The organism is Halopiger djelfimassiliensis, assembly GCF_000455365.1.
Taxonomy (GTDB): domain Archaea; phylum Halobacteriota; class Halobacteria; order Halobacteriales; family Natrialbaceae; genus Halopiger_B; species Halopiger_B djelfimassiliensis.
The window spans coordinates 13,773-28,082 of record NZ_HG315688.1 but is presented as its reverse complement, the minus strand read 5'-3'; the positions used below and the strand labels follow the sequence as shown (position 1 = coordinate 28,082).

Here is a 14,310-nt window from a genome sequence, read left to right as displayed (position 1 = left end):
GAGACACGTCCCACGTAGACCGGTGCAGCACGTCTCGTGTCTCGGATCATCCTCTGTGACACCGTGCCGTGACGAACACGCTCCCAGGTCGGTTATCCTGGTTCGTGCGGGAAGATTCCAGGGAGAACCCGCTTACCCGACGCTATTCTTTGCGTAGTATAAAAGCCTTCGCAAAAGACAGGGCCGTCCGTCGCGTACCGGGCGTATGAACCTGACACCGGAACGGGTCGTCGCCGAGCGAAACTGGGTCGCAGACCGTGCCGACACCGTCGTTCCGCTCATCAACGACGTCCGTGACGATCTCGGCGCGGTCTTCGACGCCGACGTCGACCACGTTACCGACGCCCAGTATCTCGCCGAGGTCGACGCCGTCTTCGCCGACGGCGACCTCGCGGTCAACGTCGCCGCGATGGTCGCGATCCTCCGGGATCTCGACGTCGACGACGACTATCCGGGGTTCGTCGTCGACGAACTCCTCGGCCGGGAACTGGCCGCGGCGATCGCCGGCACCCAGCCGCTGCGGACGCTCGGCGAGGCGACCTTTCACTACGCGGATCTGCAAACCCACGGCGACGAGCACGAAGCCGCGGGCGTCGACGATCTCGAGGCGGCGCTTGCGGCCGGCTTTCAGGAACGGCTCCCGGGCTGGCCGTGGACCGAACGGGAGAGCCCGTTTGCCGTCCGGGACTGACTACTCGGCGGTTTCGTTCCCGGCGTCCGAATCGTTCGACTCATCGGCTCCCTCAGAGTCGTTCGAATCAGCCGTTTCATCGCCGTCGTCTTGGGACTCCTGCTGTTGTTGTTGCTCGAGCAGCGCCCGTTGTTGTTGCTGTTGTTGTTCTCGCTGCCGCTGTTGCTGGAGGAAGGCCTCGTACTGATCGCTGGGATAGATCCCCACCAGATCGCCGTTCCGAAGCGCGTCCATGATGACCTCGTCGGAGCCGGTGACGCGGAACAGCCCGTACTGGGTTTTGGATTCCTCGATCGTGAGGTCCTCGTTAGCCGCCGTTTCCTCGAAATCCGACGCGGCTGCTTCCGTCAACTCGCGTTGTTGCTTTTGATACTTCTCTCTCGCTTCCAGTTGGTCGAGGTCGCCGCTCTCCATCTTCGACTGGATCTCCTCGCTGAGACTCTGTAACTCCGATTCGTCCGGGGAAACTGCAACCGTGACCGCGTCGGCCGATTCACCGTCGGCTTCGTCCGATTGGGTCAGCGAGTCGAATTGCGAACAGCCGGCAAGCGCCGCCGTCGTTCCGGCGCTTGTAAGCGCGAGAAAGTTCCGGCGTGAAGGGAGGTCTGTCATCGTTCCTCTCGAGTGCAGGCACGAATCGAAATAAACGTTCGCATTCAGTAGCGAACTGTCCCCCGGTCCTGTCCGTCGAGTCACTTTTGGTCGCGCCGCCGGTATCCGATGTCAGTGACGGAACCAATGGACGGCTTGCGGACGAACACGCTCCACCGGCCGGCGCTTGCGGCCGCCCGCGATGCGATCGCCGACGGCATCGAACGGGATGCCCTCGTGACGATCTTCGGCCGGTGTACCGTCGACTACGACGGCCGCGCCTCGAGCAGCCTCGGCCCGGGGGATCGCCACGTGATGCTCAAACCCGACGGCACGACGCTTGTCCACACCGACGAGGGGCAACAGCCGGTCAACTGGCAGCCCCCCGGCTGTGACCACGACGTCGTTCGGGACGACGACGGGCTGGTCATCGCGAGCAAGCGTTCGAACCCCGACGAGCGGCTTCGCGTTCGCTTCCGGGAGGTCTTGCAGGTCTCGTCGTTCTCGGGAACCGACGAAACCGAACTCTCGGTTTCGGGGACCGAAGCGGACCTTCGTCGGCGGATTCTGGACGACCCGGCGCTTCTCGAATCCGGGTTCACGCCGCTCGCGACCGAGCGGAACACGCCGGCCGGAGCCGTCGACATCTACGGGGAGGACGCGGCGGGCCGTTCGGTCATCGTCGAACTCAAGCGCCGCCGCGTGGGTCCGGACGCGGTGAGCCAACTGCGCCGCTACGTCGACGCGCTCGAGCGCGACCTCCACGCCGACGCTTCGGTTCGCGGGATCCTCGTCGCCCCGTCGGTGACCGACCGGGCGAACCGGCTGCTCGTCGAGCACGGCCTCGAGTTCGTCTCGCTCGAGCCGACCGGCTAGGTCACGACCCCGTGGTCCGTTCGTCGAGGTCACGTTCGCTTCGTGTTCGCTCTCGAAGACGGTCTCGACGAGTTCCCGCTCGGCGCTGCGGATGTGCTGGGAGAACGTCGCCGGGGCGATGTCGAGCGTCTCGGCGACCTCCGCCCCGATTTGCTCGCGGTCTCCTCGCTGCCGGCCCCGGCGTACAGGAACAGGGAACGTCTTGGCGTAGCTCCCGAACGTCGTACACCAACGAGAGGCCGTCCCCCGCGGGCAGTTCGAGGGCGCTCACCACGCAGTCGATTCTCTGCCCCTCGCTTTCGATCACCCCGAGTGCGTCGTCTGCGGTCCGTACAGTCCGAACGCGGATCGTCGGGTGGTCACGGAGAGCCGGAGCGACGGACTCGAGCACCGCCGACGGACCGACGACGAGCGTGTCGGCTGGGCGGTCGTGCATCGTCTCTCTCCCTGAGGACGGGAATCCGTAAGAGTCCCGGAGCCGGCGGTGTCCCCGGGCCGTCGGCGCTATGCCGGGTACGTTCCCTCGAGTCGGTCCTGCGAGACGACGTGGCCGTCCATCGCGTCCCGGAGGGCGTCCGCGTCGGCGTCGGCACCGAGCTCGAGCGTGGTGTCGAGCGCGAAGAGCGTAAAGCGGTACGTGTGTTCCCTGTCCGGCGGGTTCGGGCCGCCGTAGCCGGTGTCGCCGTAGTCGTTCGTTCCCTCGGCAGCGCCGATGCTCTCCGGGGACCAGTTCTCGGGAATCGTCGTCTCGTCGGTGGGTACGTTCCAGACGATCCAGTGGTCCCACACCTTCCCCGCGGGCGCTTTCGCGTCCGGATCGTCGACGATCAGCGCCAGCGACTCGGCGTCGTCCGGGACGCCGTCGATCTCGAGGGGCGGGTTGACGTCGTCGGCCTCGTAGCCGTACTGGTCGGGAATCCGTTCACCGTCGTCGAAGGCTGGGCTCGTAAGCGTAAGGTCGGCCATGTCGGATCACCTCTCGTGGCGGCTCTGGCTCGCAGTCGCTGCACGCGGTCGTTCCACGTCCATGCAAAAAACCTTACAGTGGGATCGCCGGCTTCTCAGTCCGACGGCTCGTCGCCCGTCTCGAGCGCGAAGCCGGTGGAACCGCCCTCACCGGAGCGGAGGCGGCCGGCGAAGCTGTTCGCGAGGACGGCCGAAACCGACAGCCCCATCGCGATCATCGCCCAGATCGGGTGGACGAGTCCGGTCGTCGCCGCCGCGACGCCGATCCCGTTGAACGAGAACGCCGCGAGGAGGTTCTGTCGGGTCTTTCGGTAGCTCTCCGCACCGATCTCGACGGCCGCCATCACGCCGCCGAGTCGCTCGCCAAGCAGGACGACGTCCGCACTTTCGATGGCGATGTCGGTCCCCGCGCCGATGGCGATTCCGACGTCGGCCTGTGTCAGCGCTGGCGCGTCGTTGATGCCGTCGCCGACCATCGCGACACGGTGGCCCGAATCCTGCAAGCGGTCGATCTCCGCGCGCTTCTCGTCGGGCAAGACGTCAGCCAGTACCCGGTCGATGCCGACCGCCTCGGCGACGGCACGGGCCGTGCGCTCGTTGTCGCCGGTGAGCAGTACGGGCGTGATGCCAGCCTCGCGTATCCGTCGCACGGTCGACTCGGCATCGGTCCTGAGTTCGTCACCGATGCCGAGCAGTCCGATCAGTTCGCCGTCGCGGACGACCCCGGTAACCGTGAGACCACGATTCCGCAGTTGCTCGATCTCGTCGGCGGCGATCGAGGGATCGACGCCTTCGCCGTCGAGCCAGCCGGGTTTTCCGACCAGTACCTCGGCCCCGTCGGTCCTCGCAGTTACCCCCTTCCCGGGTACTGCGTCGAACGTTTCGGGATCGGCGTACTCGACGCCGCGGTCGTCGGCTGTCTCGAGGACGGCGTCGGCCAGCGGATGAGAACTGAACGCCTCAGCGGTCGCCGCCGTCGCCAGAACGTCGGCTTCGGTCGCCTCGAGACCGTCGCCGTCGGGGACGACGACCGCGACGACGGCGGGTTCGCCGACGGTGAGCGTGCCGGTCTTGTCCAGGACGATGTGATCGACGGCGGGCAACAGCTGGAACGCGTCGCCGCTTTGCAGCAACACGCCGCGGTTCGCCGCCTTTCCGCCGCCGCGAATCAGCGCGAGCGGCGTTGCCATACCGAGCGCACACGGGTACCCGAGGACGAGCACCGCAAGCGCCGCGAACGCCCCGCGCTGGACGTTCGGCTCCCCGCTCCACACGACCGGTGTGGCCACCCAGAACAGAAAGGCGACCGCCGCGGTGACGAGGACGGCCGGCACGAAGTACCCCAGCACGCGGTCGGCGAGGTGGACGATACCGGGCTTCATCGCCCGGGCGCGCTCGACCTCGCTGGCGACCCGATTCAGGAAGGCGTCCTCGCCGGTCGCCGTGACCTCGACGAGCAGCGTTCCGGTCTCGTTGATGCTGCCGCCGATCACCGCGTCACCCGGAGATTTCTCCTGAGGAACGGGTTCGCCCGTGGCGACGGACTCGTCGACCGTGGATTCGCCCTCGACGACCTCGCCATCGGCGGGGACGTTCTCGCCGGGCGTGATCCGAACGCGGTCGCCGACCGCGAGGTCGTCGACGGGGACCCACGTCACGTCGCCGCCGGGGGCGACCCGGCGAGCGGTGTCGGGCCGGAGGTCGAGGAGGTCCTGTACCGCCCGCGAGGCCCGCGTACGAACGAGCAGGCTGGTGTACTCCGAGAGGACGTGGTAGGCGGTGATAAACACCGAAACTGCGAAGAAGTGGACGGTCGGGAACTCCGGAAAGACGACCAGCCCGAGGAGGCCACCGACTACCCCCGCGAACGCGCCCGCCTCGAGCAGGACGTGCTGGTTGAAGATACCACGACGGAGGCTCTGGAACGCCTTTGCCGCGATGTACCGACCCGGGCCGAACATCGTCGCCAGTGCGAGCGCGAGCGCGGTCAGGTCCATCGCCAGCGACGCCGATTCGAACCGGCCCATCACGACGATCATCCAGCCCATCAACCCGGCGGCGGCGACGGCGGCGCTCCCGGCGAGAACGAGCCGTCGCTTTCCCCTCTCCAGTTCCGCCCGCTGTTCCTCGTAGCGGTTTCGCTTCTCCGGGTCGCGGATCGTGTAGCCGAGGTCGCGGAGCGTCCCTTTCACCTCGAGTTCGCTCACGATGTCGTCATCGTACCGCACGAGGACCGCTTCGTGGGCGAGGTTCACGTCCGCGTCCACGACGCCGTCGGTGCGGTCGTAGGCCGTCTCGATGCTCTCGGCACAGAACGAACAGCTCATCCCGCCGACGGCGAACCGCGTGCGGGTTGTTCCCATCTCTGTTCGGCCTTGACACGCGATGCCTAAAGCCATTCTGACGACACGCTCCCGTCCCACCGCCGGGGATAGCGCTGTTCGAATCCGACGAGCCGCGAGGTCTCGACCGCCGATCGGACGACGGCGACAGCCCCCGAAAACGCCGTCCGGACGAAGCGGTATACGCGCCGACGCAATCACTCCTCGAGCAGCCGTTTCAGCCGATCGAGTTCGGTCAGCGCCTCGACGGGCGTGAGGTGAGCGAGGTCGAGCGCCCGGAGTTCGGCGGCGACGTCGGTCGGGACGTCGCCCCCGTCGGCCGTGGCCGTCTCCGGCGCGGACTCGGCGGCCGAGGCCGCCGTAGCGCCCGGGGAATCGGCACCGTCGCCCTGCGTTGGCGAGTCGTCCTCGGCGGTCGCCACCAATTCCCGCGAGCGCTCGACGACGGCGTCCGGGACCCCCGCAGCGGTGGCGACCTCGACGCCGTACGATCCGGAGGCCGCGCCCGGAGCGATTTCGTGGTGGAAGACGACCTCGCCGTCCGCCTTGCCGACCTCGAAGTGGAGCGTGAACGCGGCCTCGAGGTCGTCTGCGAGTTCGGTCAGCGGGTGGTGGTGGGTCGCAAACAGGGTCGTCGCGCCGACCTCGTCGTGGAGGTGTTCGGTGATCGCCTGTGCGATAGCGAGTCCGTCGGCCGTCGAGGTCCCCCGTCCGACCTCGTCGAGCAACACCAGCGAGCGCTCGTCGGCCTCCCGCAGGATGGTCGCGAGTTCGTCCATCTCGACCATGAACGTCGATCGCCCGCCAGCGATGTCGTCGCTCGCGCCGACACGGGTGAAGATCCGTTCGACGGGCCTCAGCCGGGCGGCGTTCGCCGGGACGAAACTGCCCACCTGCGCGAGCAACACGATCTGGGCGACCTGCCGCATGTACGTCGACTTTCCGGACATGTTCGGCCCGGTGATCACCGCCAGCCGCCGGTCGTCGGTAACGCGGGCGTCGTTGGGCACGAACGAGTCCTGCGTGCGCTCGACGACAGGATGCCGTCCCCCCTCGATCTCGAGGAGGCGTCCGTCGGCGTCGCCGTCCGCTTTGATTTCGGGCCGGCAGTAGTCGTACTGGGCCGCGGCGGTCGCCAGCGAGACGAGCGCGTCCAGCGTTGCGAGGGCGTCGGCGAGGTTCTGGACGCGTTCGACCTCCTCGGCGACCGCCCGGCGGACGTCACGGAAGCGTTCGTACTCGAGTTCGTCCGCACGCCGCTGGGCGCTGACGATCTCGTCCTCGCGCTCCTTGAGCTCCGGCGTGACGAACCGTTCGGAGTTTTTGAGCGTCTGCCGGCGCTGGTAGTCCTCCGGGACCGCATCGAGGTTCGGGTTCGTCACCTCGATGTAGTAGCCGTGGACGGAGTTGTGGCCGACCTTCAGCGAGTCGATGCCCGTCCGCTCGCGCTCGCGTTGTTCGAGGTCGTCGATCCACTGTTTCCCCTCCCGGGCGGTCGAGCGCAGGTCGTCGAGGTCCGCGTCGTAGCCCTCGGCGATGATCCCGCCCTCGGTGATCTCGATCGGCGGGTCCGTGACGATGGCGTCGTCGACCAGCACCCGTACGTCAGCGAGCGGATCGAGGGCCTCGTAGAGTCGCTGTAGCCGGTCGCAGTCGGCGGCTTCCAGTTGCTCGCGGATCTCGGGAACGACCGCGAGCGTGTCGTGTAGCGACCGCAGGTCCCGCGCGTTGGCTCGCTCGCGGGAGATGCGCCCGATCAGTCGCTCCAGATCGTAGACGTCCCGCAACAGTTCCCGGAGCCGCTCGCGGGTCCGGACGGCCCCCGTCAGCTCCTCGACGGCGTCCAGCCGCGCCTCGATCCGATCGGGCTCGAGCAGCGGCCGGCGCAGCCAGTCCCGCAGCTTTCGGCCGCCGAGCGCGCTGGCGGTCTCGTCGAGCACGCCGACGAGGGTGGCGTCCTCGTGGCCGTGGACGGCCCGCGGCTCGAACAGTTCGAGGCTCCGCAACGCGACGGCATCGAGCAGGAGATACTCGCGGGGATCGTACCGCGTGAGGTGGGTGAGATACTCGAGGCGCTTACCCTCGTCGGGGGCGTCCGCGGCATCGTCGCTCGCTTCGCCCCGTTCTCCCTCGTGTTCGCCGCCGCGGACGTACTCCGCGTAGGAGAGCAGGGCACCGCAGGCCCGAATCTCGGCGTCGCCGGCGAGCAGGGCGTCGGGGTTGCGGAAGTACGTCGAGAGCTTCTCGCCGGCGCGGTCGCGGTCGAACGCGCGCTCGTCGTACGGCGTGACCATACAGTCGTCGGGGAAGAGGTCGGCGGGCGCGTCCGGCCCGACGACGGCCTCCGCGGGATCGAACCGGCTCACCTCGTCGGCGATGGACCCGCTCGAGTCCGAGCTGGTCGCGAGGAAATCGCCCGTCGAGACGTCGAGCAGGGCGAGCGCGAGTTCGCAGTCGGGACCGCCGTCGCCGGTTGAGCCGCCGCGAGCGACGGCCGCGACGAAGTTGTTGTCGTCGCTGGCCAGCAGTTCGTCCTCCGTGAGCGTCCCCGGCGTGATGACGCGGGTCACGGCCCGCTCGACGACGCCCGCGGTCTCGCCGGGCTCCTCGACCTGATCGGCGACGGCGACCCGGTAACCGGCCTCCAACAGGTCCTCGATGTACGACTCGGCGTTGTCGATCGGGATGCCGGCCATCGGATACTCGCCGGTGGAGTCTTCGCGGCTGGTCAAAGCGACCTCGAGCAACCGCGCGGTCCGTTCGGCGGCACCGCAGAAGGTCTCGTAGAAGTCCCCGACCTGAAAGAGAACGATCGCGTCGTCGTAGCGCGCACAGAGATCGTGGTACTGACGCATCATCGGCGTCAGTTCGTCGCGTTTCTCGGCCATCTCCTCGGGAGGGCCAAGCGCCGGATCCATACCCGAACCCCGCCGCCGGACGCTAAAATAGCTTGCTGGTCGGCGATCGACCGCACCCGCGAGAACTGCCACCGGGGAGGCGTTCGTTCGATCGTCGAGACCGATGGGTGGCCGTTGGGGCCTCGAGACTTACTCGAGCGGCTCGAGGTCGCCGAACTGCTCGCGGTTCATCACCGTGACGACGAAACGGCGTATCGTCGCCGCCAGTTCGGCTTCCGTCTCGTACGTTTCGATGCGGAGGTCCCACCGCGTTCGCGCCGACCGGATCATCTCGCTCGTGACGTTCGCTTCGTGGACGAACACGATCCGGTGGCCGTGCGTTTCCGCAACGTTCTCGAGGATGCTCCCGGCTTCTTCGCCGACGCCGAAATTGTGGCCGAGAAACGGGACGACGAAGACGGTCGCGTTCGCCCGTTTCGTGTACTCGACGCTCTGGGTTACCGCGTCGATCCGGGCGGTATCGACGCCGACATCGACGGCGAGGAACGCGTTGATACCTGGATCCGCCCGTAGGCACCCCTGGATCCGGCGAAGCAGCGCCTTCGCCTCGTCGATCGTCTCTTTGTTCCGGAAGAGCCTCCTGAGCGGACCGGGTAACTCCGCGATGTCGATCTCCGCCCGTTCCTCCTCACTCAGGACGTAATTGAGATTGAACGACTTGTACGGCCCCATGAGATAGAGGAGAAAGCGGTCGTAGGCGACGGTGCCGAGCCGGCTCACGATCAGATCGCGGGTAATATCCGTCGTCACGTGTCCCACAACTAACCGACTGTATATAAAGAACGGTGCTTTCAGCGAATCCTGGCTTGACAAGGGCTAAAAGACCGGACCCCGTAGTGACGAGACGATGGGGACGAAAAACTCGCGGGTCACGGCGGACGCCCCGGACGATCCCGACGACCTCCTTCCGGAACGGAGCCTGCTCTCGCTCGAGGAGTACCTCGACATGCAGGCCGCGATCGGAAACCGGACGCGGTTCGAGATCGTTTACCGGCTCTCCCACGGCGACGAACTCACGCCGACGGAACTCGACGAGGTGATCGACGTCGACGACAGCACGCTTCACTACCACCTCAACGAACTCCGGGACGTCGGACTCGTCGAAAAGCGCGCTCGGACCGAACGGGACAGCGACGGATTGTACACGTACTACCGGGCGACGATCCTCGGGGACGTGATCCTCGAGCACGGCGTCGAAGAACTCCTCCGGCGCGAAGCGGTGTTCAGCGACGCGTACGGGAGCGACGACGATCCCGAGGCTGAATCGGCGTAATCGGCCCGCGGTCTCGGTGCGGATCGTCCGCTTTTATTCGTTCTGACGGAGCGGTCCGGCCGGCACAGCCGCTGGCTCGAACGGTTCAGACACCACTACAACCACGACCGGCCGAAGGACTCGCTGGCCGAACACCGGTCGAAGAGGTACCGAACGAGACAGTGCCGGTTGAACTGTCTGTTTTTCTCAGTGATAGGTTCGGCTCCGTGACCGTCACGAAACGGAAAAAGCGTATACCGGCGGATACCACAGTGGGGGACGAACACATGACATCGAGTTCGTCGATCGCTGGACGACTGCTCGCGTGTTGTGCCGCCGTGATCGTCGTCGGCGCGGTTGGGGGTGCCATGCTCGCCGGCACTGCGGCAGCGTCGGCACCCGACTCGAGCGACGGCGCGACGCTGTCGGACTCGATCGGCGAACGTGGCGACGCCCGGGCAACGCTTTCGGGCACGGCCGACGACCTGCTCGGCGACGACCCCGATATCGGAACGGTCGACGAATCGGAGCGCGAAGCGTCCGACGAGCCGGCCGAGATAGATATTGATGGGGGTACAGGTTCGGATACTGATAGTATCGTGGACGCGACCGACGCGCTCGCGGCGGACGAACTCCCCGACGGACCGGACGAGGGATCGACTGATGGATCCGACGCTGCGGAGTCGCTCGAGACTGTCCCCCTCGAGAACGCAACCGATCCCGTCGGTATCGATCCCGAACCGAACGAGACTGCGGCCCTCGAGAACGCGACCGCCGCCGCTCTCGAAAACGCGACGGACGACATCGGGGCGACCGTCACCGACCTCGACGACGTCACCCTGCCGGAGGGACTCCCCGAGTATCTCGTCAACGGGACCACGGGTACCGTCGAGGTCGGCCCCGTCGACGCGGTCGGGACGGCTCCCGAGATGACTGCCGACGGCGTGGATGCGGGTTCGGAAGTGCGCGGCGACGATTCGGATGCGTCGGACGCGAGCGCCGCCGAAACCGCGACGACTGACGACGAGGGAGGGACCGATGGCGCGCCCCAGCCCCTCGCGACGGAGACGCTGCTGGTCGGCCTTCTGGGCGCGATCACCGCCTCGGGTGCGGCCGCCGGCAGCGCCGGCGCGGGCGCGACCGGAGCCGGTGCCGCCGGGGCGACCGGCCTCGCCCGCGGGTTCCTGACGCGCTGGCTCGACGCACCGGGGACGCCCCTCCGACGCCTCGGCTCCGCCATCCCGTGGAAACTCGGCCCCGTCTTCGGGTACAGCCGGTACGACGACTCGGACCCGCTCGAGAACGACCGCCGCCGAGCCGTCTACGAGACGATCCGAGCCGATCCCGGCTGTTACCTCTCGCAGGTCCGCGACCGCACCGACGTCTCGCTCTCGACGGTCCGCCACCACGTCCGCGTTCTCGAGGAGGAAGGGCTGGTGACCTCGGTCAAGGTCGGCGGCAAGCGCCGGTACTATCTCGAGGACATCGAGCATGCGGAACTCGAGGCCGCCCTCGCAGAACCGGCGAAACGCGACGTACTCGAGGCGCTGGCCGATCTCGGCCCGGCCCGCAACGGGACGCTCGCGGACGCGCTCGACCGCGACCCGAGCACCGTCTCGCACCACCTCTCCTCGCTCGAGACTGACGGACTCGTCGTCCGCGAACGGGACGGCCGCGCGGTCGTCGCCGACCTCCCGCCCGAGGTCGAGGCGGCCGTCCGCGGCGAGGCGTCGCTCGAGGGCGGCCGCGAGTCGACGCTGCCGTCGCCGGCCGACGACTGAGCGGACCGCTGTGGCACCCGCGTCCGGCGTGTGGCGAGTAACTCGCTCGAGATCGACCGACGTGGTGATCCGGTTCAAAGCCGAACTGATAGCGTCGACTCGGCGGTGGCTGGTATCCGAGACCTATCCCCGGAGCATTTTTGTTCATAGTTCGCGTACTATGGACTATGTCGAACGCGCCGACCCCAGTGCAACCCCCGGACGCAGGACACACGGCCCACCGATTTTTCGTCATCCAAGAGTTGTTGACCACTCCGGATCTCGCGCGGTTTTACACGGATCTGTTGATCAACTCCCCGACGACGGTCACCGCCGTCAGAGACCGTCAGGGGTTCTCGAAGAGTACCGCCTACAAGTACGCCAACACACTGGCCGAGTTGGGCGTCGCAGCGGAGCTTGACGCATACGAAGACGGATCGTCACTCTGGCGTGCTGACCCCGTGAGTGGGAACTGGACGGACGAAACGACCATCGAACTCGGCCCCGTTCTTATCGCCGTCTATGGAGCGACCGGCGTTGACGACGATCTCGCACTTTTCATCGACCGCCACGGGAAAGCTGCACTCGCACCCGCAATCACGGCGACGATCGAGTATCTGAAAGGGGAAACAACGCGCCGTGGCGTCGCAGACGATCTCGGCGTGCCCGCCGTGGAAGCTATTGCAGTCACGCAGGCGATCGAACGGATCGTCGTCGTGGTGAAAGCCCATGATCCGACGCTTGCCGACATCACGTTCGGCGTAGCTGTTCACGAGCGGGCACTTGAGAAGGCACCGTACCGGCACGCCGATGTGTGAGGAGCATCCGTCGCCGTTTCCGGCAGCGCTCATCCTCGATACGAGTTTCCTTCGAACGATCGGTGGAACGGAAAGCAACCCGTACCAGACGTCCATCCAGTACGTCCAAAGCGAAGATCGAAAACTGTATCTAAGCGCGGGCGTCGTCGAAGAACTCACCGAACAGCGTGGATACCTCAGCATTGACTGGGTGGATCGAGCGGACACGACGGAGTGGATTACCATCGTGGACGATGTCCAGCCGGGTGTTCGGGTACACGATGGTCCACGTGCCGGTGAGGTCATGGACCGAGCTCACGAACGGCTGGCAACGTTCGAACGGACGGATCCGGACGAATTGCGAAAGACGGACTCGGAACTGCCAGCAGTCGCCGTGATGCTCCTCGGCTCGACGTCGCACGACTCCGTCGGGATTTTGATGAATGATCGAAACGCTGAACGAGCGATTTCCGGAGTCCTTGAGAATACGTACTACGAAGGACGGATCCGCATCATCGACATCTGGACGGCGATCGAATTCATGGAGTCACAAATGAACGGAACATCCCTCAACAAGGGATCTAACCGATAAGCCGCTAAGCTACGGGGAGTCAACTTCGAGATAGGCGTGGCCGTCGTCCGTGATCGTGTAGTAGCCGTCGTCGACGTTCTCGACGAGTCTATACTCGATGAGAACGCGGAGTCGTTCGTGTACGGTGCTCTGTGATTTATCGATGTTCCTCGCGATAGCAGCGGGACCGATCTCGAGACTCCTTGTCGAGAGCTTCGAGAATGAGATTAGGGGAGTTGCAACCATTCCCTCGGTTTTCTCATCACCGCTGAAACAGCGAATCGACATTTAGTTGGTTCGAATACGCCCAGCTGGTGGACGATTTTGTCCGAGAAATCGGGCTAAAAGGTCCGAATGTCGATCTCGCAGGAAGTGTTACTGGTAACTAACGCGAGTTACACGCGGGTTGACCATCAGTTGGTCCGTGTGAAAATACGGCCCGGTGGAACCAGCATCGGGTCGCACGGCTCGCGTAACTCCGGGACGCAAGCCATGTCCGACGACGCTTCGCGGGGCCTTGAAAGACCCGACACGAGAGACGCATCGCCTCGTTCGATCGCCCCGACGCCCACGCGGTTCGTCGTGGCTATTGCCCGCAGCCCGTCTGCGGCTGCGGACCACGGCATTCCGGCGGCGACGGTGCCCGAGGAGTACACTACACAGGAGTGTCACGCTTGTGGCGTGCTCGGCGATCGGGTGCGGAACGCGGTCCTCGAGTGTCTCAACCCGGACTGTCACGTCGACACCGGCATTGCCGACTTCGACGCCTCACGGGCCTTGCCGGGCGGTACTATTCCGGCCGATGCTGTGGCTACCGGCCCCGACGACTACCGAACTCCGCGGATCGACCGCCGCTCGCCGCCGACGGCGACTCTCCGGACCGAGCGATCGGTCCCACCGTATCGACCTCGATCACCACGTCGACCAGACGACGGGCGAGAGCGTTCCGTTCCAGCCGCCAGCGTATCGACCGATCACTCGAACGCGACCGTGTCTCCGCGGCGGTAGCGATCGAGTCGCCGGTAGCCGTGAACGGTCCCGTTGACGTCGAGTTCGATCTCGTACCGGCCGATGATGTCCTGCGTGTCGGGGACCGCCCGCCGTTCGACGACTTCGACGACCGCGCGCCAGCCCTCGTCGGTCGGCGCGATTTCGCTGACGCCGTCGAACTCGCGGCCGATGACCTCGCCCGCGGTCGACTCGACGGTTCGCCGAACGGCGAGGACGCCTTCGATCTCCGCGTGATCGACGTCGACGTCTTGGGTATCGACCGTTTCGGGGTCCGTCCGCTCCTCAGCTGTCATATCGCCCGCCGCGGAACGACGTTCCTCGCCGGCGTCGGCCTCGCTGGAGTCGGGTTCTTGGTCTTCCTGTTCGGGTTCTCGTTCGGCTGTTTGACTGTCGCTCACGGTTGGATCACTCTCGTCGTGTTGGTAGCAAAACCCGTCGTCCTGGGCCGGCCGCGAGCAGCGCTCGCCGTCCTCGGTGAGCGCCTTGCACTGCGTGGTCGATTGCTTCGTGTCGGCGTCGGCCATTGGTCTTGGGG

At 66.3% G+C, this 14,310-nt stretch carries 14 protein-coding genes and 2 pseudogenes; 8 read left to right on the top strand and 8 right to left on the bottom strand.

Features of this window, described 5'->3' with window-relative positions; all coding sequences use genetic code 11:
* The first annotated feature begins 205 nt into the window (after nucleotides 1–205).
* Complete coding sequence (locus TX80_RS17500) at nucleotides 206–691, top strand: hypothetical protein (protein ID WP_049924596.1); 486 nt, start codon at nucleotides 206–208, stop codon at nucleotides 689–691.
* Here the strand turns inward: TX80_RS17500 and TX80_RS17495 are convergent, their stop codons facing one another.
* A complete protein-coding gene (locus TX80_RS17495; protein ID WP_049924595.1) occupies nucleotides 692–1,303 on the bottom strand; it encodes a hypothetical protein in 612 nt (203 codons plus the stop codon).
* A 126-nt stretch (nucleotides 1,304–1,429) separates the two neighbouring features.
* Between TX80_RS17495 and nucS the strand changes: the two genes are divergently transcribed.
* On the top strand, nucleotides 1,430–2,158 hold the full coding sequence (gene nucS, locus TX80_RS17490; protein WP_049924594.1) for an endonuclease NucS: 729 nt from the start codon (nucleotides 1,430–1,432) through the stop codon (nucleotides 2,156–2,158).
* 75 nt (nucleotides 2,159–2,233) lie between these two features.
* Here the strand turns inward: nucS and TX80_RS20040 are convergent.
* The 5 genes and pseudogenes from TX80_RS20040 to TX80_RS17465 all read right to left on the bottom strand — a co-directional run.
* Nucleotides 2,234–2,308: pseudogene (locus TX80_RS20040) on the bottom strand (helix-turn-helix domain-containing protein); the annotation flags it as partial.
* A gap of 354 nt (nucleotides 2,309–2,662) precedes the next feature.
* Nucleotides 2,663–3,124 (bottom strand): YbhB/YbcL family Raf kinase inhibitor-like protein, encoded by a 462-nt coding sequence (locus TX80_RS17480; RefSeq protein ID WP_049924592.1) that lies wholly within the window; start codon nucleotides 3,122–3,124, stop codon nucleotides 2,663–2,665.
* 95 nt (nucleotides 3,125–3,219) lie between these two features.
* A complete protein-coding gene (locus tag TX80_RS17475; protein ID WP_049924590.1) occupies nucleotides 3,220–5,487 on the bottom strand; it encodes a heavy metal translocating P-type ATPase in 2,268 nt (755 codons plus the stop codon).
* A 176-nt stretch (nucleotides 5,488–5,663) separates the two neighbouring features.
* On the bottom strand, nucleotides 5,664–8,384 hold the full coding sequence (gene mutS / locus TX80_RS17470; protein WP_049924588.1) for a DNA mismatch repair protein MutS: 2,721 nt from the start codon (nucleotides 8,382–8,384) through the stop codon (nucleotides 5,664–5,666).
* 129 nt (nucleotides 8,385–8,513) lie between these two features.
* Nucleotides 8,514–9,134: a DUF7509 family protein gene (locus TX80_RS17465; protein WP_049924776.1), complete on the bottom strand. Its 621-nt coding sequence runs from the start codon at nucleotides 9,132–9,134 to the stop codon at nucleotides 8,514–8,516.
* Nucleotides 9,135–9,231: 97 nt separating this feature from the next.
* Between TX80_RS17465 and TX80_RS17460 the strand changes: the two genes are divergently transcribed.
* From TX80_RS17460 to TX80_RS17445, 5 genes and pseudogenes are all read left to right on the top strand, one after another.
* Nucleotides 9,232–9,657 carry an ArsR/SmtB family transcription factor gene (locus TX80_RS17460; protein WP_049924587.1) on the top strand — a complete coding sequence of 142 codons (426 nt, stop codon included), beginning with the start codon at nucleotides 9,232–9,234 and terminating at the stop codon, nucleotides 9,655–9,657.
* A 10-nt stretch (nucleotides 9,658–9,667) separates the two neighbouring features.
* A pseudogene (locus TX80_RS20175) lies at nucleotides 9,668–9,812 on the top strand (IS6 family transposase); the annotation flags it as partial.
* Nucleotides 9,813–9,923: 111 nt separating this feature from the next.
* Entirely contained in the window at nucleotides 9,924–11,417 is a 1,494-nt protein-coding gene (locus TX80_RS19870; RefSeq protein WP_049924586.1) for a helix-turn-helix domain-containing protein, read from the top strand.
* 167 nt (nucleotides 11,418–11,584) lie between these two features.
* Nucleotides 11,585–12,214 (top strand): DUF7437 domain-containing protein, encoded by a 630-nt coding sequence (locus TX80_RS17450; protein ID WP_230198768.1) that lies wholly within the window; start codon nucleotides 11,585–11,587, stop codon nucleotides 12,212–12,214.
* On the top strand, nucleotides 12,207–12,785 hold the full coding sequence (locus TX80_RS17445; protein WP_049924585.1) for a hypothetical protein: 579 nt from the start codon (nucleotides 12,207–12,209) through the stop codon (nucleotides 12,783–12,785). Before TX80_RS17450 ends, TX80_RS17445 begins: the two co-directional genes overlap by 8 nt.
* 9 nt (nucleotides 12,786–12,794) lie before the next feature.
* Here TX80_RS17445 and TX80_RS17440 read toward each other — a convergent pair whose 3' ends face one another.
* The gene (locus tag TX80_RS17440; RefSeq protein ID WP_230198767.1) at nucleotides 12,795–13,052 is read right to left on the bottom strand and encodes a winged helix-turn-helix domain-containing protein; all 258 of its coding nucleotides are present in this window, start codon (nucleotides 13,050–13,052) and stop codon (nucleotides 12,795–12,797) included.
* A 66-nt stretch (nucleotides 13,053–13,118) separates the two neighbouring features.
* On the opposite strand from TX80_RS17440, the gene TX80_RS20170 reads away from it, so the two are divergent.
* Nucleotides 13,119–13,772: a zinc ribbon domain-containing protein gene (locus TX80_RS20170; protein ID WP_449271538.1), complete on the top strand. Its 654-nt coding sequence runs from the start codon at nucleotides 13,119–13,121 to the stop codon at nucleotides 13,770–13,772.
* On the opposite strand, the gene gvpO is transcribed toward TX80_RS20170, so the two are convergent.
* Entirely contained in the window at nucleotides 13,739–14,299 is a 561-nt protein-coding gene (gene gvpO, locus TX80_RS17430) for a gas vesicle protein GvpO, halophile-type (RefSeq protein ID WP_049924583.1), read from the bottom strand. The two genes, TX80_RS20170 and gvpO, sit on opposite strands and share 34 nt — an antisense overlap.
* Between the last annotated feature and the right edge of the window lie 11 nt (nucleotides 14,300–14,310).

Coding starts and splice junctions, on each gene's coding strand:
- TX80_RS17445 (WP_049924585.1), top strand. CDS start 12,207: ATGTGTGAGGAGCATCCGTCGCCGTTTCCGGCAGCGCTCATCCTCGAT.
- TX80_RS17440 (WP_230198767.1), bottom strand. CDS start 13,052: ATGTCGATTCGCTGTTTCAGCGGTGATGAGAAAACCGAGGGAATGGTT.
- TX80_RS17500 (WP_049924596.1), top strand. CDS start 206: ATGAACCTGACACCGGAACGGGTCGTCGCCGAGCGAAACTGGGTCGCA.
- TX80_RS17475 (WP_049924590.1), bottom strand. CDS start 5,487: ATGGGAACAACCCGCACGCGGTTCGCCGTCGGCGGGATGAGCTGTTCG.
- gvpO (WP_049924583.1), bottom strand. CDS start 14,299: ATGGCCGACGCCGACACGAAGCAATCGACCACGCAGTGCAAGGCGCTC.
- TX80_RS17460 (WP_049924587.1), top strand. CDS start 9,232: ATGGGGACGAAAAACTCGCGGGTCACGGCGGACGCCCCGGACGATCCC.
- TX80_RS17495 (WP_049924595.1), bottom strand. CDS start 1,303: ATGACAGACCTCCCTTCACGCCGGAACTTTCTCGCGCTTACAAGCGCC.
- TX80_RS17450 (WP_230198768.1), top strand. CDS start 11,585: ATGTCGAACGCGCCGACCCCAGTGCAACCCCCGGACGCAGGACACACG.
- TX80_RS17480 (WP_049924592.1), bottom strand. CDS start 3,124: ATGGCCGACCTTACGCTTACGAGCCCAGCCTTCGACGACGGTGAACGG.
- TX80_RS19870 (WP_049924586.1), top strand. CDS start 9,924: ATGACATCGAGTTCGTCGATCGCTGGACGACTGCTCGCGTGTTGTGCC.
- mutS (WP_049924588.1), bottom strand. CDS start 8,384: ATGGATCCGGCGCTTGGCCCTCCCGAGGAGATGGCCGAGAAACGCGAC.
- TX80_RS20170 (WP_449271538.1), top strand. CDS start 13,119: ATGTCGATCTCGCAGGAAGTGTTACTGGTAACTAACGCGAGTTACACG.
- nucS (WP_049924594.1), top strand. CDS start 1,430: ATGGACGGCTTGCGGACGAACACGCTCCACCGGCCGGCGCTTGCGGCC.